The organism is Actinosynnema sp. NPDC004786 (assembly GCF_053601135.1).
Window position 1 is genome coordinate 128,226 of the sequence record NZ_JBSGBG010000002.1, and the last position, 22,551, is coordinate 150,776.

The 22,551-nt window shown below is 73.2% G+C and carries 17 protein-coding genes; 12 read left to right on the forward strand and 5 right to left on the reverse strand.

Annotated elements, in window-relative coordinates; all coding sequences use genetic code 11:
* The first annotated feature begins 308 nt into the window (after positions 1-308).
* The 3 genes from ACWEFJ_RS02810 to ACWEFJ_RS02820 all read left to right on the forward strand — a co-directional run bounded on the left by ACWEFJ_RS02810 (position 309) and on the right by ACWEFJ_RS02820 (position 8,753).
* Positions 309-758, forward strand: a complete 450-nt coding sequence (locus ACWEFJ_RS02810; RefSeq protein ID WP_449712716.1) for a Fur family transcriptional regulator — start codon at positions 309-311, stop codon at positions 756-758.
* Positions 733-3,036: a catalase/peroxidase HPI gene (gene katG / locus ACWEFJ_RS02815; protein ID WP_449712717.1), complete on the forward strand. Its 2,304-nt coding sequence runs from the start codon at positions 733-735 to the stop codon at positions 3,034-3,036. Before ACWEFJ_RS02810 ends, katG begins: the two co-directional genes overlap by 26 nt.
* 248 nt (positions 3,037-3,284) lie before the next feature.
* Positions 3,285-8,753 carry an ATP-binding protein gene (locus ACWEFJ_RS02820; protein ID WP_449712718.1) on the forward strand — a complete coding sequence of 1,823 codons (5,469 nt, stop codon included), beginning with the start codon at positions 3,285-3,287 and terminating at the stop codon, positions 8,751-8,753.
* Between the two features lie 235 nt (positions 8,754-8,988).
* Here ACWEFJ_RS02820 and ACWEFJ_RS02825 read toward each other — a convergent pair whose 3' ends face one another.
* The gene (locus ACWEFJ_RS02825; RefSeq protein ID WP_449712719.1) at positions 8,989-9,384 is read right to left on the reverse strand and encodes a hypothetical protein; all 396 of its coding nucleotides are present in this window, start codon (positions 9,382-9,384) and stop codon (positions 8,989-8,991) included.
* Between the two features lie 11 nt (positions 9,385-9,395).
* Here ACWEFJ_RS02825 and ACWEFJ_RS02830 point away from each other — a divergent pair, with 11 nt between their 5' ends.
* From ACWEFJ_RS02830 to ACWEFJ_RS02845, 4 genes are all read left to right on the forward strand, one after another.
* Positions 9,396-10,448, forward strand: a complete 1,053-nt coding sequence (locus tag ACWEFJ_RS02830; RefSeq protein WP_449712720.1) for an NAD(P)-binding protein — start codon at positions 9,396-9,398, stop codon at positions 10,446-10,448.
* Complete coding sequence (trpD, locus tag ACWEFJ_RS02835) at positions 10,441-11,457, forward strand: anthranilate phosphoribosyltransferase (protein WP_449712721.1); 1,017 nt, start codon at positions 10,441-10,443, stop codon at positions 11,455-11,457. The genes ACWEFJ_RS02830 and trpD overlap by 8 nt, the downstream gene beginning before the upstream one ends.
* Positions 11,458-11,468: 11 nt before the next feature.
* Positions 11,469-12,257 (forward strand): indole-3-glycerol phosphate synthase TrpC, encoded by a 789-nt coding sequence (gene trpC, locus ACWEFJ_RS02840; RefSeq protein WP_449712722.1) that lies wholly within the window; start codon positions 11,469-11,471, stop codon positions 12,255-12,257.
* Between the two features lie 228 nt (positions 12,258-12,485).
* Positions 12,486-13,178, forward strand: a complete 693-nt coding sequence (locus ACWEFJ_RS02845) for a B3/B4 domain-containing protein (RefSeq protein WP_449712723.1) — start codon at positions 12,486-12,488, stop codon at positions 13,176-13,178.
* Positions 13,179-13,601: 423 nt separating this feature from the next.
* Here the strand turns inward: ACWEFJ_RS02845 and ACWEFJ_RS02850 are convergent, their stop codons facing one another.
* A complete protein-coding gene (locus ACWEFJ_RS02850; RefSeq protein WP_449712724.1) occupies positions 13,602-14,417 on the reverse strand; it encodes an APH(3'') family aminoglycoside O-phosphotransferase in 816 nt (271 codons plus the stop codon).
* A 167-nt stretch (positions 14,418-14,584) separates the two neighbouring features.
* Between ACWEFJ_RS02850 and ACWEFJ_RS02855 the strand changes: the two genes are divergently transcribed.
* A complete protein-coding gene (locus tag ACWEFJ_RS02855) occupies positions 14,585-15,184 on the forward strand; it encodes a cysteine hydrolase (protein WP_449712725.1) in 600 nt (199 codons plus the stop codon).
* 192 nt (positions 15,185-15,376) lie between these two features.
* Positions 15,377-16,099, forward strand: coding sequence for an SGNH/GDSL hydrolase family protein (locus ACWEFJ_RS02860; protein WP_378086687.1), 723 nt, complete (start codon positions 15,377-15,379; stop codon positions 16,097-16,099).
* On the opposite strand, the gene ACWEFJ_RS02865 is transcribed toward ACWEFJ_RS02860, so the two are convergent.
* The 3 genes from ACWEFJ_RS02865 to ACWEFJ_RS02875 all read right to left on the reverse strand — a co-directional run bounded on the left by ACWEFJ_RS02865 (position 16,071) and on the right by ACWEFJ_RS02875 (position 17,903).
* On the reverse strand, positions 16,071-16,367 hold the full coding sequence (locus ACWEFJ_RS02865) for a response regulator transcription factor (protein WP_378086685.1): 297 nt from the start codon (positions 16,365-16,367) through the stop codon (positions 16,071-16,073). The two genes, ACWEFJ_RS02860 and ACWEFJ_RS02865, sit on opposite strands and share 29 nt — an antisense overlap.
* A 97-nt stretch (positions 16,368-16,464) precedes the next feature.
* A complete protein-coding gene (locus ACWEFJ_RS02870; RefSeq protein WP_449712726.1) occupies positions 16,465-17,415 on the reverse strand; it encodes an amidohydrolase family protein in 951 nt (316 codons plus the stop codon).
* Positions 17,415-17,903: a cupin domain-containing protein gene (locus ACWEFJ_RS02875; RefSeq protein WP_378086681.1), complete on the reverse strand. Its 489-nt coding sequence runs from the start codon at positions 17,901-17,903 to the stop codon at positions 17,415-17,417. Before ACWEFJ_RS02875 ends, ACWEFJ_RS02870 begins: the two co-directional genes overlap by 1 nt.
* A 185-nt stretch (positions 17,904-18,088) precedes the next feature.
* Here ACWEFJ_RS02875 and ACWEFJ_RS02880 point away from each other — a divergent pair, with 185 nt between their 5' ends.
* From ACWEFJ_RS02880 to ACWEFJ_RS02890, 3 genes are all read left to right on the forward strand, one after another.
* Positions 18,089-19,693 carry an FAD-binding oxidoreductase gene (locus ACWEFJ_RS02880; RefSeq protein WP_449712727.1) on the forward strand — a complete coding sequence of 535 codons (1,605 nt, stop codon included), beginning with the start codon at positions 18,089-18,091 and terminating at the stop codon, positions 19,691-19,693.
* Positions 19,694-19,712: 19 nt separating this feature from the next.
* Positions 19,713-20,942 (forward strand): FAD-dependent monooxygenase, encoded by a 1,230-nt coding sequence (locus ACWEFJ_RS02885; protein WP_378086677.1) that lies wholly within the window; start codon positions 19,713-19,715, stop codon positions 20,940-20,942.
* A gap of 405 nt (positions 20,943-21,347) precedes the next feature.
* Positions 21,348-22,520 carry an IS701 family transposase gene (locus ACWEFJ_RS02890; RefSeq protein ID WP_449712728.1) on the forward strand — a complete coding sequence of 391 codons (1,173 nt, stop codon included), beginning with the start codon at positions 21,348-21,350 and terminating at the stop codon, positions 22,518-22,520.
* Positions 22,521-22,551: the final 31 nt, after the last annotated feature.

A 22,551-nucleotide genomic window follows, 5' to 3' on the forward strand; every position in this document is an offset into this window, starting at 1 on the left:
GTCCAGGCGCGGACGGGTGGATCGGCGGCGAAGCCGCGTCCCGGGTCCCCGCGGGCGTTCCGGTCCAAGCGCGACAAGAGCAACCGTTCCGCCAAGACCGATCACGACTTGCCGGTCGCCTCCGTGCGTCGAGAGCGCATCGCTTGTGGACTTCGCGCACGGCGCGCACCGGCAGCCGGCGAGTGCGTTGTGGATGACGCGATGCGCACGACGTGGCGCGTAGCCGAAGGACTACGGTGAGTGCACCGAGGACGGTGTGACGGACGGCAATTTGATTCATTCCAGACAAGCCGCCTAGGGTCGGGCGTGTGACATCCGACTTCGAGGCGCAGTTGCGGTCGGTCTCCCTGCGCGTGACCCGGCCCCGGTTGGCCGTGCTCGCCGCGCTGCGCGACCACCCGCACGTCGACACCGAGACGGTGATCACGTTGGTCCGGGCCGACCTGCCGACGGTCTCCCACCAGGCCGTTTACGACGTGCTGCGGGCGTTGACCGACACCGGCCTGGTGCGGCGCATCCAGCCCGCAGGCGCGACGGCCCGCTACGAGTCCCGGGTCGGCGACAACCACCACCACGTCGTGTGCCGTTCGTGCGGCGCGATCGCGGACGTCGACTGCGCCGTCGGCCACAGCCCTTGTCTCACCGCCTCGGACGACGGCGGCTACGCCGTCGACGAGGCGGAGGTCGTGTTTTGGGGCACCTGCCCCGACTGCGCGACCCGGAACACCGCCAATGATCAGCCCGCTGGAAGGAAGTAAATTGAGCGACCTCGGGAAGACGCCCCCCTCAAGCGCACAGGGCGTGGACCAGAAGGCCGCGGCCGGCTGCCCGGTCGCGCACGACTCCGTGACCGCGCACGGGAGCGAGAGCGAGAACCCCGCGATCGACTCGCCGACCCCGAAGACCGGCGGCCGTCCGCGCACGAACCGCGACTGGTGGCCGAACCAGCTGGACCTCTCGGTGCTGCACGCGCACTCGCCCAAGGGCAACCCCCTGGGGCCGGACTTCGACTACGCCCGCGAGTTCGCCAAGCTCGACGTCGAGGCCCTCAAGCGCGACATCGTCGAGGTGCTCACCACCTCGCAGGACTGGTGGCCGGCCGACTTCGGCCACTACGGCGGCCTGATGATCCGCCTGAGCTGGCACGCCGCCGGCACCTACCGCACCCACGACGGCCGCGGTGGCGCGGGCGACGGCGGGCAGCGCTTCGCGCCGCTGAACAGCTGGCCCGACAACGCCAACCTGGACAAGGCGCGGCGTCTGCTGTGGCCGGTCAAGCAGAAGTACGGCCAGAAGATCTCCTGGGCGGACCTGCTGGTCCTCGCCGGCAACGTCGCCCTGGAGTCCATGGGCTTCAAGACCTTCGGCTTCGGCTTCGGCCGCGAGGACGTCTGGGAGCCGGAGGAGATCTTCTGGGGCCCGGAGGACGCCTGGCTGGGTGACGAGCGCTACGTCAGCGAGACCGAGATGGCGCCCGAGGTCGGCGCGACCGAGATGGGTCTCATCTACGTCAACCCCGAGGGCCCTCGCGGCAACGCGGACCCCTTGGCGGCGGCGCACTTCATCCGGGAGACCTTCGGCCGGATGGCGATGAACGACGAGGAGACCGTCGCCCTCATCGCGGGCGGTCACACGTTCGGCAAGACCCACGGCGCCGGCGTGGCCGACGGCCACGTGGGTCCGGAGCCCGAGGGCGCGCCGCTGGAGGCGCAGGGCCTCGGCTGGCTCAGCACCCACGGCAGCGGCAAGGGCGCCGACACGATCACCAGCGGTCTCGAGGTGACGTGGACGGACAAGCCCACGCAGTGGAGCAACCGCTTCTTCGAGATCCTCTTCGGCTACGAGTGGGAGCTGACCACGAGCCCCGGTGGCGCGAAGCAGTGGGTCGCCAAGGACGCCGAGGCGATCATCCCCGACGCGCACGACCCGTCGAAGAAGCACAAGCCGACCATGCTCACGACGGACCTGTCGCTGCGCGTGGACCCGGCGTACGAGAAGATCTCCCGCCGTTTCCTGGAGAACCCCGACGAGTTCGCCCTGGCGTTCGCCAAGGCCTGGTACAAGCTGCTGCACCGCGACATGGGTCCGGTCAGCCGCTACCTGGGGCCGTGGGTCCCCGAGGCGCAGCTGTGGCAGGACCCGGTGCCGGCCGTCGACCACGAGCTCGTGGGCGACGCGGACATCGCGGCGCTCAAGGCCAAGGTGCTCGACTGCGGCCTCACCACCGCCGAGCTGGTCACCACCGCCTGGGCCTCCGCCGCGACCTTCCGCACCACGGACAAGCGCGGCGGCGCGAACGGCGCCCGCATCCGCCTCGAGCCGCAGCGCAACTGGGAGGTCAACCAGCCCGGGCAGCTCGAGAAGGTGCTGGAGGTCCTGGAGGGCGTCCAGCGGGAGTTCAACGAGGCGGGCGGCGCGAAGATCTCCCTCGCCGACCTGATCGTGCTCGCCGGCTCGGCCGCGGTCGAGAGGGCGGCGCGCGACGCCGGCTTCGACGTGACCGTGCCGTTCCGCCCGGGTCGCACCGACGCCGCCCAGGAGCAGACCGATGTCGAGTCGTTCCAGTTCCTGGAGCCGCGCGCCGACGGGTTCCGCAACTACGTGCGGTCCGGTGAGAAGCTCCAGCCCGAGGTGCTGCTGGTCGACCGCGCCTACATGCTCGGCCTGTCGGCGCCGGAGATGACCGTCCTCATCGGCGGCCTGCGTTCCCTCGGGACGAACTTCAACGGCACCCGGCACGGCGTCTTCACCGACCGGCCGGGCGTGCTCACCAACGACTTCTTCACCAACCTGCTGTCGCCGGGCACCCGGTGGAAGGCGTCGGAGTCCGAGGAGCACGTGTACGAGATCCGGGACGCGGCCACCGACGAGCTGAAGTGGACGGCCACGTCGGTCGACCTCGTCTTCGGCTCCAACTCCCAGCTGCGGGCCCTCTCGGAGGTCTACGCCAGCGAGGACGCCCGCGAGAAGTTCGTCACGGACTTCGTCGCGGCCTGGACCAAGGTCATGGAACTCGACCGGTTCGACCTCGCCTGATCCGGCTCCCCGACGAGCCCGGCCGATCACCCCGGTGACCGGCCGGGCTCGTCCCGTGCGGGGGACCGGTGGCGCCCGCGCGGTGCGGCGTCGCGCACGTCACGGCCAACCGATGCCACGCTTTTGTAGGGTTCCCACAACACTGGCGCTGCGACACGCCTAGCGCCCACCGTTGGCAATGCGGGGCCGCACAGAAAAGCTAGTCCTCGACGGTCACCCCAGACCGCAAGCCCACGAGGAGCTCGTTCTTGTTCTCCCGAATCGCCATCGTCAACCGGGGCGAAGCCGCCATGCGGCTCATCCACGCCGTTCGCGACCTCGCCGCCGAGACCGGGTCTCCCATCGAGACCGTGGCCCTGCACACCGACGTCGACAGCACAGCCACCTTCGTGCGGGAAGCCGACGTGGCGCAACCCCTCGGCCGGGCGGCCGACCGGCCGTACCTGGACCTGGCGGTCCTGGAGAAGGCGCTGGTGGAGTCCGGCGCGGACGCGGCCTGGGTCGGGTGGGGCTTCGTGGCCGAGGACCCGGCGTTCGCCGAGCTGTGCGAGCGCATCGGCGTGACCTTCATCGGACCGAGCCCGGAGGCCATGCGCAAGCTCGGCGACAAGATCGGCGCCAAGCTGATCGCCGAGGAGGTCGGGGTCCCGGTCGCGCCGTGGAGCCGGGGCGAGGTCGAGGACCTCGACGCGGCCCTGCGCGCCGCCCGCGAGGTCGGTTACCCGCTGATGCTCAAGGCCACCGCGGGTGGCGGCGGCCGGGGCATCCGCATGATCACCTCCGAGCAGGAGCTGGTCGAGGCGTTCGACCGCACCAGCCAGGAGGCCGAGCGCGCCTTCGGCAGCGGCGTGATGTTCCTGGAGCGCCTGGTCACCGGCGCCCGTCACGTCGAGGTGCAGGTCATCGCCGACGGCCAGGGCACGGCGTGGGCGCTGGGCGTGCGGGACTGCTCGGTGCAGCGGCGCAACCAGAAGATCATCGAGGAGTCGGCGTCGCCGGTGCTGCGGCCCGGTCAGGTCGCCGACCTGAAGGCGTCGGCCGAGCGGCTGGCGCTGGCGGTGGGCTACCGGGGCGCGTGCACCGTCGAGTTCCTGTACCACCCGGGCGAGGAGCAGTTCGCGTTCCTGGAGGTCAACACCCGCCTGCAGGTCGAGCACCCGATCACCGAGATCACCACCGGGTTCGACCTGGTGCGCGCCCAGCTGCACGTGGCCTCGGGCGGGCGGCTGGAGGGCGTCAAGCCCGTCGAGACCGGTCACGCCATCGAGGCCCGGCTGAACGCCGAGGATCCCGACCGCGACTTCGCGCCGTGCCCCGGCCGCATCGAGAGGCTGGAGCTGCCCTCCGGTCCGGGCATCCGGGTCGACACCGGCGTCAGCGAGGGCGACGGCATCCCGCCGGACTTCGACTCGATGATCGCCAAGATCATCGCCCACGGCCGCGACCGCTCCGAGGCGCTGGCCCGGCTGCGCCGCGCGCTGGCCGAGACCACCGTGATCATCGAGGGCGGCGCGACCAACAAGAGCTTCGTGCTCGAACTGCTCGACGAGCCCGCCGTCGTGGACGCGACGGCCGACACCGGCTGGATCGACCGGGTCCGCGCCGAGGGCGGCCTGGTCGTGCACCGGCACTCCGCGATCGCCCTGGCCTCCGCCGCGATCGAGGTCTACCAGGACGAGGAGCGCCTGGCCCGCCAGCAGCTGTTCACCTCCGCGCGCGGAGGCCGCCCGCACACCCGCCACGAAGCCGGCCGCACGCTGGAGTTCACCCTGCGCGGCCAGGGTTACCGCGTGCACGTCGCGCGGACCGGCGGCCGGCGCTTCCGGGTCGGCGTCTCGGCCGCGTCGGGGCCGGTGCGCGAGGCGGAGGTCGAGGTCCACCGGTTCGACGCGCACACCGGCCAGCTCACCGTCAACGGCGTGCGGTTCCGCGTCGTGACCGGCGTGCACGGCCCGGTGCACCACGTCGAGGTCGACGGCGTGAGCCACCGGGTGAGCCGTGACGAGGGCGGCGTGCTGCGCTCCCCCATGCCCGCGCTCGTGGTGGCCACGCCGCTGGAGGTGGGCGACGAGGTGGAGGCCGGCGCACCGGTCCTCGTGCTCGAGGCGATGAAGATGGAGACGGTGCTGCGCGCGCCGTTCCGGGCACGCCTGCGCGAGTCGGCGGTGTCGGTGGGCAGCCAGGTGCCCGCGGGCGCCCCGCTGCTGCGGCTGGAGCCCGTGGGTGACGCCGAGGGGGCCGCCGCGCCGGTCGGGCAGGGTCCTGCCGTCGAGCTGGACCTGCCGGCCGGGGTCGAGGGCGAGCCGCCGGCGCAGGCGGTCGAGCGCCACCTGCGCGACCTGCGCGAACTGCTGCTCGGCTTCGACACCGACCCGGCGCGCACCGACCGCCTCCAGGCCGACTACCTGGCCGCCCGCGCCGGGCTGCCCGAGCGCCCGCTGACGGCGGAGGCCGGGTTGCTGCGGGTGTTCGCGGACCTGTCCGAGCTGAGCCGCAACCGGCCCGTCGGCGAGGAGCAGCCCGACAGCCGCGTGCTGAGCCCGCGCGAGTACTTCCACACCTACCTGCGCAGCCTCGAACCGGACCGGGCCGGCGTGTCCGACACGTTCCGGCAGCGGCTGACGACGGCCCTGGCCAACTACGGCGTCACCGACCTGGAGCGCACGCCCGCGCTGGAGGAGGCGGTCTTCCGCATCTTCCTCGCCCAGCAGCGCGCCGCGTCGGACTCCGCCGTGGTCGCCGCGTTGCTGAGGCAGTGGCTGACCGAGGGGCCGCCCGCCGAGGCCGACCGCGTCACCGTGGGCCTGGCGCTGGAGCACCTCGTCGCCGCGACCCAGGTCCGGTTCCCGGCGGTGTCGGACCTCGCGCGCGGCGTGGTGTTCCGCTGGTTCGCCCAGCCGCTGCTGCGGCGCTCCCGCGCCCGCGTGCACACCGAGGTGCGCAAGCACCTGATCCACCTCGACCGCCACCCCGACGCGCCGGACCGCGCCGAGCGGATCGCCGCCATGGTGGCGAGCCCCGAGCCGCTGGTGCGGCTGCTCGGCCAGCGCATCGGCCGTCCGGGCGCCGACCCCGTGCCGCTGCTCGAAGTGCTGGCCCGCCGCTACTACGGCAACGACGCGCTCACCGGCATCCGGTCGGCCGACGCGGCCGGGTGCGTGTTCGTGCTGGCCGAGAACCGGGCGGCGAACACCCGCGTGGTGAGCACCGCGGTGGACTTCCCCGCGCTGGCCGACGCGGTGCGCGGGCTCGGCGAGGTGGCCGGTGACGCGCCGCTGGTCGCCGACGTCTACGTGACGTGGACCGACGGGCCGGCCGAGCACGAGCAGATGGCCGCGAAGCTGAGCGACCTGCTGGCCGCGCAGCCGCTGCCGGCGGGCCTGGACCGCATCACGACCACCGTGGCGGGCCGCCGGGACGAGGCGATGCACCACCACTTCACGTTCCGCAGGTCGCCGGCGGGCGTGGTGGAGGAACGCCTGGTGCGGGGCCTGCACCCGCGCATCGCGGAGCGCATGCAGCTCGACCGGCTGCGCGACTTCGACCTGACCCGCCTGCCGTCGCTGGACGAGGAGGTCTACCTCTACCGCTGCGTGGCCAAGGAGAACCCGTCCGACGAGCGCCTGGTCGCGCTGGCCCAGGTGCGCGACCTGACGCCGTTGCGCGACGACGACGGCCGGATCGTGGCGCTGCCCGCCGCGGAGGACGTCCTGGCGGCCTGCCTGGACGCCATCCGCCGGGCGCGCAGCCGGCACGGTGGCGGTCACCGGCCCGCGACCAACCGCATCGTGCTCTACGCGTGGCCGCCGACCGACCTCGGCGTGGAGAACCTGGACGCGGTGGCGCAGCGCGTGCTGCCCACCACGACCGGTCTCGACCTGGAGGAGGTGCTGTTCCTGGCCCGCCGCCGCGACGCGGCCACCGGGTCGCTGGTCGACATCGCCGTGCGCATCGGCGACGACGCGGCCGGTGGCCTGCGGGTGTCGGCCGGGAAGCCGCCGACCGCCCCGGTCCGACCGCTGGACGACTACCGCCAGAACGTGCTGCGGGCCCGCAGCCGCGGCACCGTCTACCCGTACGAGCTGATCGACGTGCTCACCGGCCCCGACGGGTCGTTCGTCGAGCACGACCTGGTCGACGGCGGGCTGGTGGCCGTGGACCGGCCGCGCGGGCGCAACACGGCGGCGATCGTCGTCGGCACGGTCAGCACGCCCACCGCGAAGCACCCCGAGGGCATGACGCGGGTGGCGCTGCTGGGCGACCCGACCAAGGCGCTGGGCGCGCTGTCCGAGCCCGAGTGCGCGCGGGTCATCGCGGCGCTGGACCTCGCCCAGCGGATGCGCGTGCCGGTCGAGTGGTTCGCGTTGTCCGCGGGCGCGCGGATCTCGATGTCGTCCGGCACGGAGAACATGGACTGGGTGGCGGCGGCGCTGAAGCGCATCGTGGAGTTCACCCAGGCGGGCGGCGAGATCAACGTCGTGGTGGCGGGCATCAACGTCGGCGCCCAGCCGTACTGGAACGCCGAGGCCACGATGCTCATGCACACCAAGGGCATCCTGGTGATGACGCCGGACTCGGCGATGGTGCTGACGGGCAAGCAGTCGCTGGACTTCTCCGGCGGCGTGTCGGCGGAGGACAACTTCGGCATCGGCGGCTACGACCGCGTGATGGGCCCGAACGGGCAGGCGCAGTACTGGGCGCCGGACCTGCGCGCGGCCCGCGACGTGCTGATGTCGCACTACGAGCACAGCTTCGTCGCGCCGGGCGAGAGCACGCCGCGCCGGGCGTCCACCTCTGACCCGGCGGACCGCGACGTGTGCGCGTTCCCGCACAGCTCGGCGGACAGCCCGTTCACCACCGTGGGCGAGATCTTCTCGGTCGAGGCCAACCCGGACCGCAAGAAGCCGTTCGACATCCGCACGGTGATGCGGGCGCTGGCCGACCAGGACCACCCGGTGCTGGAGCGGTGGCGCGGCATGGCGGACGCGGACACGGCCGTGGTGCAGGACGTCCACCTCGGCGGCATCCCGGTGTGCCTGCTGGGCATCGAGTCGCGGACCGTGCCGCGGCACGGGTTCCCGCCCACCGACGGCCCGGACTCCTACACGGCGGGCACGCTGTTCCCCAAGTCGTCGAAGAAGGCCGCGCGGGCGATCAACGCGGCCAGCGGCAACCGGCCGCTGGTGGTGCTGGCGAACCTGTCCGGGTTCGACGGCTCGCCGGAGTCGATGCGCGAGCTGCAGCTGGAGTACGGCGCCGAGATCGGCCGCGCGATCGTGAACTTCCGCGGCCCCATCGTGTTCTGCGTGATCTCGCGCTACCACGGCGGCGCGTTCGTGGTGTTCTCCAAGGCGCTGAACCCGAACATGACGGTGCTGGCCGTCGAGGGTTCGTTCGCGTCGGTCATCGGCGGCGCCCCGGCGGCGGCCGTCGTGTTCGCCCGTGACGTCGACGGCCGCACCGCGAACGACCCCCGGGTGCGCAAGCTGGAGGCGGCCGTGGCCGAGTCCAGCGGCGGCGAACGTGCCGCGCTGACCGCCGAACTGGCGAGCACCCGGACCGCCGTGCGGGCCGAGAAGCTGGCCGAGGTGGCCGCCGAGTTCGACCGGGTGCACAGCATCCGGCGCGCGGTGGAGGTGGGCTCGGTGGACGCGATCATCCCGCCGTCCGGCCTGCGGCCGCGGATCATCGAGGCGATCGAGCGCGGCCTGCGGTAGCACCGCTCCGACGCGACCGGCGGCTCCCCACGAACGTCGGGGGGCCGCCGGTTCCGTTCGAGGGTCCGGTCGGCCGACACCGGCGCCCGTCGAGCGCAGGCGATCGCGGCGGTGGCGGGCGGCGCCCTGGTCGGGGCGGGGGCCGGGTGGCGGTCCGACGCGACGCCGGCCTCGGCCCGCCACCCGCTCGATCCCGCGTGTTCGACGATCACGCCTCCGCGGCAGCGGCACGCGATCAGCGCACGGCGTCCGGTGCGCGCACCCGCACCGCCAGCGCCCCCAACGCCCCGGCCACCACTATCGCGACCGGCAACAGGTAGGTCCACCGCACGGCATCCAGCACGGCGTGCTGGAACACCGTGTCCCAGGACGGGCCGCCGAGGTCCCGCACCGCCGCCAGGTCCACGCCCTCGGCGCCCGCGACGGATCGGCGCACCGCCGTGCCCACGTCACCGGGAAGCCCTTCCACTTCGGCGAACGACGCCGCCAACCGACTCTGCAGCACCGCGCCGACCGCCGCCGCACCGAGCAGGCTCCCGCCCAGCCGCGTCATGTTGAACAGGCCCGACGCCGCGCCGGACAGGGCGGGCGGGATCCCACGCATGGCGATCGTGGCCGGCGGGGAGAACACCACCCCCGACCATGGGCGAGGAGTGGCGGCGCGGCTGGCACCCCGAGCGGATCGCGCCCCGCGACACCGACGACGCGGTGCTCGTCGTCGGCGCCGGTCCGGCCGGCCTGGAGGCGGCCCGCGCGCTGGGCCGGCGCGGCTACCCGGTCCTCCTGGTGGAGCGGGACGCCGAGCTGGGTGGCAGGTCGGTCCGGGAGAGCACGCTGCCGGGCCTGGCGAGCTGGCGACGGGTCAGCGACTGGCGGGTCGGCCAGTTGCGCGGCCTGCGGACCGTGGAGGTCGTGCGCGGCAGCGAGATGACCGCCGAGCTGGCGCTGGAGGCCGAGTGCTCGCTGATCGCCGTGGCCACCGGGTCCACCTGGCGGCGCGACGGCACGGGCCGCTACCACGACCTGCCGATCCCCGGCCTGGACCTCGTCCCGGTGTTCACGCCCGACGACGTGATGGACGGGCGCCTGCCCTCCGGGCGCGTGCTCGTGTTCGACGACGACCACTACTACATGGGCGGTGTGGTGGCCGAGCGGTTGGCCGACCGCGGGTGCGAGGTCGTGTTCGCCACCCCGGACAGCCTCGTGTCGTCGTTCACCCAGTACACCGGTGAGCAGCGCAAGGTGCAGCGCCGCGTCATGGAGGTGTGCGCGGCCGTGCACACCTCGACGGCGCTGACCCGCCTCGGGCCCGGCGCGGCGCGGCTGGCGTCGGTCTACACCGGCGTCGAGGTCGAGGTCGGTGTGGACGCGGTCGTGCTGGTGACCGGGTCGCTGCCCAACGACGGGCTGTACCGGGAGCTGACCGCGCGGCCGGACGCGCTGCGCGAGGCGGGCGTGCGCCGGGTGGTGCGGCTGGGCGACTGCCTGGCGCCCGCCCTGATGGCCGCCGCCGTCCACAGCGGACACCTGTTCGCCCGCACGCTCGACACGGCGGTCACCGACCGGACGCCCTACCGGCGCGAGAGCGTCGCCCCCGGCTGGGACCTGCCGCTGCCGCCGGAGAGCGGCGGACTCCACCTGCCCCTGCTCGACACGCCCGGAACGGGACCGACCGGAGGAGCGACCCGTGGCTGAGTTCAAGGAGCTGGTCGGGAAGGTGGCGGGCGGCGCGACGCTGACCGTCGCCGAGTCCACGGCCGCGTTCACCGCCATGACGTCGGGCGACGCCACCCCCGCGCAGGTCGGGGCGGTGCTGATGGCCATGAGGCTGCGCGGCGAGACGGTCGACGAGATCACCGGCGCGGTGGCGGCGCTGCGCACCACGATGGTCCGGGTGACCGCCCCGCCGGACACGGTGGACGTCGTCGGCACGGGCGGCGACTCCTCCGGTTCGTACAACGTCTCCACCTGTGCCGCGCTCATCGTGGCGGGAGCCGGCGTGACCGTGGCCAAGCACGGCAACCGGGCCCGCTCGTCGCGCTGCGGCGCCGCGGACGTGCTCGCCGAACTCGGCGTGCGGGTCGACCTCGGCGCCGAGGGCGTGTCGCGGTGCGTCGCCGAGGTCGGCATCGGCTTCATGTTCGCCCCGGTGCACCACCCCGTGCTGCGCCGGGTCGACCCCGTCCGGGTCGAGCTGGGCACGCGCACGGTGTTCAACCTGCTCGGCCCGCTGCTCAACCCCGCGGGCGTGCGGCGGCACATGATCGGCGTGTTCTCCCGGGAGTGGGTGGTGCCGGTGGCCGAGGTGTTGGGCGCCCTGGGGTCGGAGCGGGCACTGGTCGTGCACGGTTCCGACGGCCTCGACGAGATCACCACCACCGGTCCGACGACGGTCGCCTCGCTGGAGGGCGGCGAGGTCCGCGTCCACGAGATCGCCCCGGAGGACGTGGGCCTGCCGCGGAGCGCACCCGGCGACCTCGTCGGCGGTGACGCGGCGACCAACGCCGCCGCGCTGCTCGCGGTGCTGCGCGGCGAGCCCGGCGCGTTCCGGGACATCGCCGTGTTCAACGCGGCGGCCGGGCTGGTGGCCGCCGGGCGGGCCGCCGACCTGGCCGACGGCGTCCACCTGGCCGCCAAGGCGGTCGACTCCGGTCAAGCGCTGGACCGGCTGGAGCGGCTGGTCGCGGTGTCCAACGAAGGCTGAAGGAGCGGGTCGTGGCACACGTCCTGGAGCGGATCGAGCAGTACAAGCGCGAGGAGGTCGCGGCGGCCAAGCGGCACCGGCCGCTCGCCGCCCTGGAGCGTGACGCGGCGGCGGCCCCGCCGCCACGCGGGTTCCGGGCGGCGCTGGACGCCCGTGCCGCGCGGGGCGAGCCGGCGCTCATCGCGGAGATCAAGAAGGCGAGCCCGTCCAAGGGCCTGATCCGCGCGGACTTCGACCCCGCCGCGCACGCCCGCGCCTACGCGGCCGGTGGCGCGGCGTGCCTGTCGGTGCTGACCGACGGGCCGTCGTTCCAGGGCGGGCGCGAACACCTGGCCGCCGCCCGCGCGGCGGTGCCGCTCCCCGTGCTGCGCAAGGACTTCCTGTTCGACCCGTACCAGGTGGTGGAGTCGCGCGCGTGGGGCGCCGACTGCGTGCTGGTGATCCTCGCCGCCGTGGACGACGCCACCGCCCGCGACCTGGAGGACACCGCGCTGGGCCTGGGGATGGACGTCGTGCTGGAAGTGCACGACGAGGCCGAGCTGGCGCGGGCCCTCGCCCTGCGCTCGCCGCTGGTCGGGATCAACAACCGCGACCTCCGCACCTTCGAGACCACCCTCGCCACCAGCGAATCGCTCGCGCCGCTGGTGCCCGCGGACCGCACGGTGATCGGGGAGAGCGGTATCGCCGCGCCGGAGGACCTCGACCGGCTGGCCAAGGTCGGCGTCTCGGCCTACCTGGTCGGCGAGAGCCTGATGCGGCAGCCCGACGTCGAGGCCGCCACCCGCGCCCTGCTGTCCTGACCGCGGCACTCCCCTGGTGCCCGCCCTACCGGGGTCGCTCTTCCAGGTGATCCCCGGGGGACCGGTAGGGTGCGCTGCACCACGCGGGCGCGTTCCTCGGCGGGGGGCGTGCACGGTGGAAACCTGGATCAGCCATCACGTCCACCGGGTTCGGTCCGCCGCCGGGCCCCGGACGCGTCGGGCGCCCGCGGTTTTGCGCCGGCCCCTTCACGATCAGCGAGGTACAGCGTGCACTTCCAGCACTCGCCCGACATGTGGGCCGAGTTCCCCGAGCTCCGCGCGGGCGTCCTGCACGTCACGGGCATCGACCCCGGTGGGTCGGTCCGGGACCGGGTCGAGCACTACGGCGCCGTCGCCGAGCAGCGGCTGGCCGGCGGCACCGAGAGCGACCTGCCCGAGATCCAGGCGTGGCGACGGGCGTTCTCCAGGATGGGCCTCAAGCCGACGCAGTACCGGTGCGCGTCGGAATCCCTGCTGCGCCGGTTCCGCAAGGAGCGGTCGCTGCCCGCCATCCACCCCCTCGTCGACCTGTGCAACGCCGTCTCGCTGGCCTACGCGATCCCGATCGCCGTGTTCGACCTGGCCAACGTGGCCGGGCACCTCGAAGTGCGGCACGCCGCGGGCGACGAGGCGTACCTGACGTTCTCCGGCGAGACCGAACACCCCGAGCCGCGTGAGGTCGTCTTCGTCGATGCGCGGAACCGGGCGCACGCACGCCGCTGGACCAACCGGCAGAGTGGCCTGTCCGCGGTGCGCGACACCACCGCCTCGGCACTGATCGTGGTCGAGGCCCTGCACCCCACCGCCGACACCGACGTGCCGAAGCTGCTCGACGACCTCGCCGCCGAAGTGACCCGGGCCTGGTCGGGCGACCCCGCGCACGCCGTGCTGTCCTCCACCTCGCCGCGCTTCACCTTCTGAGCCTGCCTCCGGGCAGGGCCCGTCGGATGCCGGCGGAAGAAGCTCGTCGCCGGGCCCGGTCGCACGCGTCCATGCGCCGCATGAAGGCGAGTGCGGGGCACGGACCGCGCGCGACCCGGTGACCGGCTGGACCAGGTGCACCACCTGGCTGGTGGCCGGCTCGGCCGACGTCGGGTGGCCGTCGTGCACGCCGCGCCGGTAACCGGGAGCGGGCTGCGCCACGTACGCCGTGTAGAGGTAGTAGCCCCGGCGGACCTGCCGCGCCCCCGCCGTGGCGAGCGTCGTCCACGCGACGCCGTCGGCGGAGAACTCGATGCGGGCCGGCAGACCGCTCGGCGGCACGATCCCGGCCGGGAAGCCGTCGGCGGTGGGCACCGGGTCCGCCGGCCATCACGCGGACGTTGCCGCACGAGCCGAGCGGGATCAATCCCAGGTGAGGGGATCGAGGTGCAGGTAGAAGCGCTCCCGGTCGCGGTCGAGGGCGATGCCGTAGCGGGCGGCGAACAGCTCGTCCGCCGAGTCCGCCTGCCGGTCGTCGGTCCACTTCTCCAACCGGGAGGAGGCGAGCAGGAGGGCGATGTCGGCGTAGCGGTCGGCCCGCCCCAGCCGGCCGAGGTCGACGAAGCCCGCCACCGTGAGCGAGTCCGGGTCGAGGATGATGTTGGGCAGGCACAGGTCGCCGTGGCAGACCACGGTGTCGTCGGCTTCCTGCGCCAGGCGGTGTTGGACCTGCGGGGTGAGGCGCGCCAGCAACTCCTCCGGAGGCGTGCGCTGGTCCTCCACGAGCAGGAACTCCGGCTTCACCGCGCCGCGGCCGACGACGTCGCGTGCCCTGGCGTGCATCGAGGTGAGATCGCGGCTGAACGGGCAGTCGCGTGCCGGCAGTGCGTGCAGCCCGCGCACGGCATCCGCGATCGCCCCCCACGCCGACATCAGGGTCGGGGCCGGCACGCTGTCCGCGGGCACGCCTGCGACAGCGGTGGTGACCAGGACCGCGCCATCGGCGCCGCCGCGCCAGTCCACCACCCGGGGACCGGGAATCGCGTGCCCGCCGAGCCAGGCGACGCGATCCCGCTCCGCTTCCAGCGAAGCCACTTCCCCGGGGAGCACGCACTTGGCGTAGCGCGACCCGTCCTCCGAGCGGAAGACGCCGGCTCCGGACTCCCCGCTCGTGACGGGCTCCCACTCACCGCCGACGGCGCGCAACAGCGATCGGAACGCGGGTGATGAACTGGTCATACCGGTCAAGGTAGACGGGTGATCGGGTCGGCACCGCCCGCCCTGGGGGCGCCACGCCTCGGCTCGGGCGACCCCGGGCACGACAACGCGGCCGACATCGCTTCCCGCCGAACAGGTTGCGGGACGTGCTGACGACTCCCCTCGACCACGGTGCACAATCGGCGACCATGAGCCCGGACGCACAGCGAGCAGCCGTGTTGGCGCTGCACTGGCAGGTCAACGTCATCAAGCCCGAGGGGTTCTTCGGACCCATGCTCGCCGAGCCGGTCGCCCGCAGCGGCGTGGTCGAGCGGGCCGCGCGGTTCCACGCGCAGGCAGGTGTGCCGGTGTTCTTCACCCGGTTCACCATCCCCGAAGGCGAAGGCGGGCTCGTGCGCAACACGGGGTTCATGCGCGCGGTCGGCGAGGTGCAGGAGAGGTTCCGGCCGGACGCGCCGGGCGCGCGGTTGATCCCGGAGGTGACCGGCACGGCGGGGACCGTGGTCGACAACCAGAAGCTCTCCGGCCTGGCCGGCAGCGACCTGGCCGCCCGGTTGACCGACCAGGGCGTCGACACGCTGTTCCTGACCGGGGTGGCCACGAACCTGACCGTCGAGCAGACCGCGCGCCACGCCACCGACCTGGGCTTCACCGTGCACGTCGTGCGCGACTGCGTGACCGCCGCCGACGACGCCGCGCACACCGCCTCGCTGGCGAATTTGGAGCTGACGACCGCCGGCTGCCTGACCGCCGAGGAGGCGCTGGCGCGACTGCACGGGCGGGCGTGAGCCGGGTCCGGTGGACGGGCCGCCCGGCCCGTCCACCGGTGATCCCCGCCCACGTCGGACGGTCATCCTCCTCATTCCCGCCTCCCCGGCGTGGCGGGGCGCGTAGCGTGCGGCACGGCGTGACAGAGAGCGGGGAGGCACAACCATGCACCGATCGTCGGCGACCCGCTCCACCGAACCGGAGGTCGTGTCGTGAGCACGGGCAGGACCACTCGCCGCCGGCTGCTCACCGCGGGCGCGGTCGCGGTCGGCTCGACGGTGCTGACCGCGCCGGCGGCCTTCGCCGACGGCTACGGCTCCGGCGCGCTGGGCCCGTGGGAGAACTCGTCCAGGGCGATCTCGACGCTCACCCAGATCAGGCCGGTGCTGGACACCGACGGGTTGTTCATGTTCGGTGACAGCATCTCCGTGCAGGACGGCTACTCGCTGGCGCAGCGGCTGCACGGCCGCACCGGTGACGTCATCGCCGTGCACAACTGGTCCGGCCGCCCGACCGCGCCCGCCGTCGACGCGCTGGCGCAGTGGGCCCAGACCTACGGCCTGCCCGGCCGCGTCCTGATGGCCACCGGGTCCAACGACATCTTCACACCGCCGGTGTTCGCCGCCCAGGTGGAGCGCGTGCTGGACATCGTCGGCCCGGGCCGGACGGTGTACTGGGTCAACGTCCAGGTCGCCCGCACCGGCCAGAGCGCCGCCGTGCAGCTCGCCGACCAGCGCAACAGCGCGTGGATCAACCTCCAGCTCGCCGACGCCCAGCGCGCGCACCCGAACCTGCGCATCGTCCGCTGGGCGGAGTTCCTGGCCGCGAAGCCGACCCGGCTCACGGCGTACCTGCGCGACGGCGTGCACACCACCGAGCCGCTGGGCCAGGACGCCCGCAACGAACTCATCGTGCAGGCGATCGAGGCGGGCTGACGACCCGACCGGGTCGGGCGTCGGCCACCGCGGCGTGGTCGCGGGAGAGGACTTCCCTGGTCAGCTCCACGCGGCTGCGCACGCGCAGCTTGCCGAACACGCGGCGCAGGTGGGTGTCGACCGTGTGCGGCGAGATGGCCAACCGGCGGGCCACCGCGCGGTTGGTCAACCCCAGCACGACCAGCCCGGCCACCCGCGCCTCGGCGGGCGTCAGGCTCGTCCAGCCGCCGGTCGTGTCGGGTCTGGTCGATCCCCGCGTGTTCGACATCCGAACTCCCCCTGGTCACTGATGGCCTGCTGCCACTGTGTGCCGGGGCGGTCGGCGGGTCAACGAACCCGTCGTGGAGTTCATGACAACCCGCGGATTAAGTCACAATCCGCGCGCGCAAAGCGGGGAACAGCTCCAGCGCGTTCCCGCTCGCGATCCGCGACCGCTGCTCGTCGGTCCACCCGGGGTGACCGGCGAAACCGCGGATGTTCTCCGCGGTGTGCCAGTCCGGCATGAACGGGTAGTCGCTCCCGAACAGCACGTGGTCCGCGCCCGCCAGCCCGGTCAGCGCGGGCAGCGCGTGCGGGGTGGCCGACATGGCGATGTCGTAGTGCAGCCGGCCCAACGACGCCAGCACGTCGACCGGCGGCTTGCCGCGCAGGTAGGAACCGATGGTCGGGCCGTACGTGAGCCTCTTGGCCAGGAACGGCAGCGTGCCGCCCGCGTGCGACAGGATCAGCCTCAGGTGCGGCAGCCGGTCCAGCACCCCGCCGAACAGCAGGCTCACCGCGGTGCGGGTGGTCTCGAAGGTGAACTCGTACAGCGACGGCGGCAGGTCGAACGTGGCCAGGTCCCGGGCGGGCGGCGCGGCCGGGTGCACGTGGACCACGGTGCCGCGGTCGGCGATCTCGGCGAACAGCGGCTCGAACTCCGGCGCGCCCAGGTACTCGCCGCCGTAGCTGGTGAGCACGTTGACGCCGTCGAGGCCGAGCTGGTCCACCGCGTAGGACAGCTCGTCGCGGGCCGCGGCGACGTCCGGCAGGGGCAGCACGGCGAACGCGCCGAACCGCGTCGGGTGCGCCGCGACCAGCTCGGCGAAGTACTCGTTGACCCGCCTGGCCAGCTTCGGCGCGTCGGCCGGTCCGGCGAAGGAGACGCCGGGCGCGGTGATCGACAGCAGCGCGGCGGTGATGCCGTTGCGGTCCATCACCTCCAGGCTCCGGTCGGGCTCCCACGTGGGGTAGTCCACGCCGGGGATCGGGTCGATGCCGCGCATCGCGTCGCGGTACACCGGCGGGATGGCGTGGTGGTGCACGTCGACCAGCATCAGACGTACCTCTCCCCGTACTTGGGCGCGAGCCGGATCGCGTTCTCCCGGTCGATCGCGTACTGCTCCGGCGGGGGCGGTGGCGCGCCGTCGTCGGCCGAGACGCCCATCTCCAGGAAGAACCGCTCCTTGCCGGCGGGCAGGAACATCAGCAGCATCCGGCAGTCGTCGGTGAAGGCGTTGGTGAACGAGTGCGTGACGCCGCGCGGGACGTAGATGAACGCGCCGGGTTCGGCGATCACCGCCTCCTCGCCGGTGAACAGCTCCAACCGGCCGTCGATCACGTAGAACAGCTCGTCCTCGTGGTAGTGGACGTGCTTGGGCGGCCCACCGCCCGCGGGCACGACGGCCTCCACCAGCCCGAAGGCCGGGCCGGTGTTGTGCAGGCCCGACTTGAGCGTGTAGCGGTCGCCGAACACCCACCTGCTCGGTCCCGCGCCGGGTGGCACGTGCACCGCGGTCTTCAGCTGGTCCGGAGTGAAACTCACCGTGCTCCCCTCGGGTCGCGGTCACCGACGACCCCCACGGTGCCCCTTGTCGGGCCCACCGCGAATCACGAGAACACGTGATGCCGGACGGCCCGCGGCCGCCGTGATACTCGACGCCTTCCAGGACGAGAGGGCTCTGAGCGACCATGTCTGAAGAAACTGGGCGTGAGTTATCCCGCAGGCGCGTGCTGGCGGGTTCGGCGACCGCCGCCCTGGTCGGGGCGGTGACCGGCCCGGTGGGCGGCGCCCTGGGCGGCGTCGCGACGGCCGAGGAGGCGTCGGGCCGCATCGGCAGGCCGACCGTGACGCCCGACGACCCGCGGTACGCGCAGCTGATCACCGGCAACAACACGCGGTGGACGGCGCGGCCCGAGGCGATCCACCTGGTGGGCGGGACGCGCGACGTGGTGGCCGCGGTGCAGGGCGCGGTGCGGGCGGGCAAGCGGATCTCCATCCGCGGCGGGGGTCACTGCTTCGAGGACTTCGTGTACCACCCGGAGGTGCAGGTGGTCATCGACATGTCCCGCATGGACCGGGTGTACTGGGATCCCGCGATGGGCGCGTTCGCGGTCGAGGGCGGCGCGCTGCTGCTCGACGTGTACGACCGCCTGTTCAAGGAGTGGGGCGTCACGCTGCCCGGCGGCATGTGCTACTCGGTGGGCATCGGCGGCCACGTCAGCGGCGGCGGGTACGGCCTGCTCTCCCGCGTGCACGGCCTGACGGTGGACCACCTGCACGCCGTCGAGGTCGTCACGGTCGACCGGTCGGGCGTGGCCAGGGCGGTGATCGCGACGCGCGACCCGGACGACCCCAACCAAGACCTGTGGTGGGGCAACACCGGTGGCGGCGGCGGCAACTTCGGCGTCATCACGCGGTACTGGTTCCGCTCGCCGGGCGCCACCGGGACCAACCCGTCCGACCTGCTGGTCAAGCCGCCGGCGGAGGTGATCGTCAGCGTCGTGCAGTTCCCGTGGAGCGCGATCGACCGCACCGCGTTCACCCGGCTCGTGCACAACTACGGCGCGTGGCACGAGGCCAACGGCGCGCCCGGCGGCCCGAACATCGGTCTGAGCAGCTTCTTCTCCCTGTACCACCGCTCCAACGGCAACCTGGTGATGTTGACCGTGCAGGACGCGTCGGTCCCGAACGCGGAAGGGCTGCTGCGGGACTACCTGGCCGCGATCACCGCGGGCACGTCGGTGGTCCCGTCCCCCGCGTCGGCGCCGCGTCGGCTGCCGTGGTTGGCCGCCACGCGCCTGCTCGGCACCGGCAACCCGGTGCTGACCAACCCGACGCTGCGCGGCGCGCACAAGTCCACGTACATGCGCAGGAACTTCCCCGCCGCGCACATCGCCGCGATCCACAAGCACCTCACCCGCGCCGACTACGCGAACCCGATGGCCATGGTGACAATGCTGTCGTTCGGCGGCAACATCAACCGCGTGCGCGAGAACGCGACCGCGAACGGCCAGCGCGACTCCACGTTCAAGTTGCTCTACCAGGTGTTCTGGACCGAGCAGGCGGAGGACGCGCAGCACATCGGGTGGTTGCGCGACCTCTACCGCGAGGTCTACGCCGACACCGGGGGCGTGCCGGTGTCCAACGCCGTCACGGACGGCTGCTACATCAACTACCCCGACGGCGACCTGCGCGACCCGGCGCAGAACACGTCCGGCGTGCCGTGGTCCACCTTGTACTACAAGGGGAACTACCCCAGGCTGCGACAGGTCAAGGCGAGGTGGGACCCGCGCGACGTGTTCCGCCACTCCCAGTCGATCGAACTGCCGTGAGGCGGGACGCGGAGGAACGATGTCACGGGTGATCGTCGCCGGAGGCGGCATCGGCGGCCTGGCCACCGCGCTCGCGGTGGCCGACCGCGGCCACCGGGCCGTGGTGCTGGAACGCCGGTCGGAGTTCACCGAGCTGGGCGCGGGGATCCAGCTGGCCCCCAACGCGTTCCTCGCGCTGGACCGGCTGGGCGTCGCCGCCGCCGTGCTCGACCGGGCGGTGCACGTGGACGCCCTGCGCTTCATGGACGCCGTCACCGGCGAGCAGGTCGCCGCGATGCCGGTGCTCGGCGAGTACCGCGAGCGCTTCGGCAACCCGTACGCGGTGGTGCACCGCAACGACCTGTACGCCCCGCTGCTGGCGCGGTGCCGCGCGCACCTCGACGTCGAGCTGCGGGTGGACAGCCCGGTCGTCGGCTACGAGCAGGACGGGGACGGCGTCGTCGCGGTGCTGGCCGACGGCGGGCGGGTGCGCGGTGACGCCCTGGTCGGCGCGGACGGGCTGCGGTCGGCGGTGCGGGCGCAGCTCGTCGGCGACGGCGAGCCGCGGGTGTCCGGGCACACGATCTACCGGTCGGTCATCCCGATGGAGTCGGTGCCCGCGCGGCTCCGGTCGGACTCGGTGACGTTGTGGGCCGGGCCGCGCTGGCACTTCGTGCACTACCCGATCGACGGCGGCCGGTCGCTGAACGTCGCCGTCACCCGCGACAACGACGCGACCGAGGTCGTGGTGGGCGTGCCGGTGGAGCGCGAGCGGGTGCTCGCCGAGTTCGCCGACGCGGCGCCGGTGATCCGGGCGCTGCTGGCGCTCGGGCGGGACTGGCGCAGCTGGGTGCTGTGCGACCGCGACCCGGTCGACCGGTGGCAGGACGGCCGGGTGGTGCTGCTCGGCGACGCGGCGCACCCGATGCTGCAGTACGCCGCGCAGGGCGCCTGCATGGCGTTGGAGGACGCCGTGCACCTGGGCGACCTGCTGGCGGGCCGCGAGCCGGCCGCCGCGTTCGCGGCGTTCGTCGAAGACCGGCGCGAGCGCACGGCCGCCGCGCAGCTCGTGGCCCGCGCCATGGGCACGCGGCTGTACCACCCCTCGGGAGAGGCCGCACGGGCTCGCAACGCCATGCTCGGCGGGTTCTCGACCGAGGAGCTGTACGAGAAGGTCGCCTGGCTGCACGGCGCCACCCGGTTCGACGGCTCGACGGGCACACCGGAATCCGTCGGGGCGGCGCGACGCGTGGCAGCCGCCGCCGAATAAAGGAACGGTCGGTCGCCGCATTGTCACCCTCGGCGACCGACCGGCTCTTTACAAAGGAATATTCCACGCCGCCCCCCACCGGCTTACGCTATTTGCCCGAATTGACGACCAACTCGGGCAATTGATGTGTTCCCGCAAATGTTGGCCGATTCCCCGCAGGCGTGGCATCATGAGCCACATCGACCGGTGACCAGCGCAAGGGGGGGCGGTCACCCTGGGAGAACCTCCTACCTGAGCACGTTTCGCACCGGTCAGTGGATCGCGCGCGGCGCGTGGCCGTCGAGGGGGCGGCCGTCATTGGCTGTACGCGCAGCGCGACCACGCACGCCGGGACGCGCCGACTCCCGCTATTCGCCGGGACGGCGCGCCCGAACAGGTCGACACGCCGCTGTGGGGAGCCGAAAAATGAGCGATGCGCACGTGACGAGACAGGTTGAGCTGGATCGGGAGTGGCTGGCCGAGGACGCCGCGGAGCTGTGCGAGCGGGTGTTCGCGTCGTTGGCCAGGCGGAGCCAGCGGCGCGCGGGCGAGCTGTACGTCCGCGGCCTGCTCGCCGCGGAGGGCCGCAAGTCGATGCGCAACCTCGCGTCCCAGCTCGGCAGGCCCGCGGCCGAGCAGAGCCTGCACCACTTCGTCAGCAACTCGCCGTGGGACTGGCAGCAGGTGCGCCGCGCGTTGGCCGAGCACCTGGACCGCACCGTCAAGCCGATCGCCTGGGTGGTGGACTCGATGGCGATCACGAAGTCCGGCCGGCACTCGGTCGGGGTGCAGAACGCCTTCGTGCGGCACCTGGGCCGGGTCGCCAACAGCCAGCACGCCTACGGCGTCTGGTTGGCCGCCGAGCACACCAGCTACCCCGTCAACTGGCGGCTGGCGCTGCCCGACAGCTGGTTGAACGACCCGGTGCGCCGGCGGCGGGCCGCGATCCCGGCGCACCTGTCGTCGGCCACGCCCGGCTCGTGCAAGCTCAACGCCGCGCTCGAGGTGGCCGACGGCTGGGACGTCCAGCCCCGGCCGTTGGTGCTGGACGCGCGGGACGCGGACGCCGAGGCCCTGATCGCCCAGCTGCGGCTGCGCGAGGTGTCGTTCGTGATGCGGGTCGACGCGTCGGTGAACGTGGTGGCCGACCTGGCGGACAACCGGCGGGTCCGCACGACGCTGCGCTCGCTGCGGCCCGCGCTGCACCCGTTGCGGCAACCCGTGGCGCCCGACCCGTCGCACCGGTTCCGGCTGTGCGCGACCGCGGACGTCGCGGTGCCCGGTGACCCGGCGCGGTCGGGTCGCCTGGTGCTGCTGGCGGTGTGGCCGCCGGACGGCAACGGCCTGCCGCAGCTGTGGCTGTCGGACCTGACCGACCTGTCGAGCGCGGGGCTGCTGCGGTTGGCCCGCCGGCTCGACCGGGTGCGCCAGGACGTGGCGGAGGTCAGCTCGCAGGTCGGTATCGAGGACTTCACCGGGCGCTCGTTCGCGGGCTGGCACCGGCACATCACGCTGGTGTCGGTGGCGCACGCGATCCTGATGCCCGCCAACGCCTGCTCCCGGGCGCCCGAGTTGCTGGTCGCCGGCCGGTCGTCCTAGCCGAAGCGCGGCGGCACCGCCGGAACGGAGG

Excerpts from the sequence above, each read along its gene's own strand:
- ACWEFJ_RS02850 (WP_449712724.1), bottom strand. The coding sequence starts at position 14,417 with ATGACCAGTTCATCACCCGCGTTCCGATCGCTGTTGCGCGCCGTCGGC.
- ACWEFJ_RS02865 (WP_378086685.1), bottom strand. The coding sequence starts at position 16,367 with ATGTCGAACACGCGGGGATCGACCAGACCCGACACGACCGGCGGCTGG.
- katG (WP_449712717.1), top strand. The coding sequence starts at position 733 with ATGATCAGCCCGCTGGAAGGAAGTAAATTGAGCGACCTCGGGAAGACG.
- ACWEFJ_RS02890 (WP_449712728.1), top strand. The coding sequence starts at position 21,348 with ATGAGCGATGCGCACGTGACGAGACAGGTTGAGCTGGATCGGGAGTGG.
- ACWEFJ_RS02855 (WP_449712725.1), top strand. The coding sequence starts at position 14,585 with ATGAGCCCGGACGCACAGCGAGCAGCCGTGTTGGCGCTGCACTGGCAG.
- ACWEFJ_RS02885 (WP_378086677.1), top strand. The coding sequence starts at position 19,713 with ATGTCACGGGTGATCGTCGCCGGAGGCGGCATCGGCGGCCTGGCCACC.
- ACWEFJ_RS02830 (WP_449712720.1), top strand. The coding sequence starts at position 9,396 with ATGGGCGAGGAGTGGCGGCGCGGCTGGCACCCCGAGCGGATCGCGCCC.
- ACWEFJ_RS02870 (WP_449712726.1), bottom strand. The coding sequence starts at position 17,415 with ATGCTGGTCGACGTGCACCACCACGCCATCCCGCCGGTGTACCGCGAC.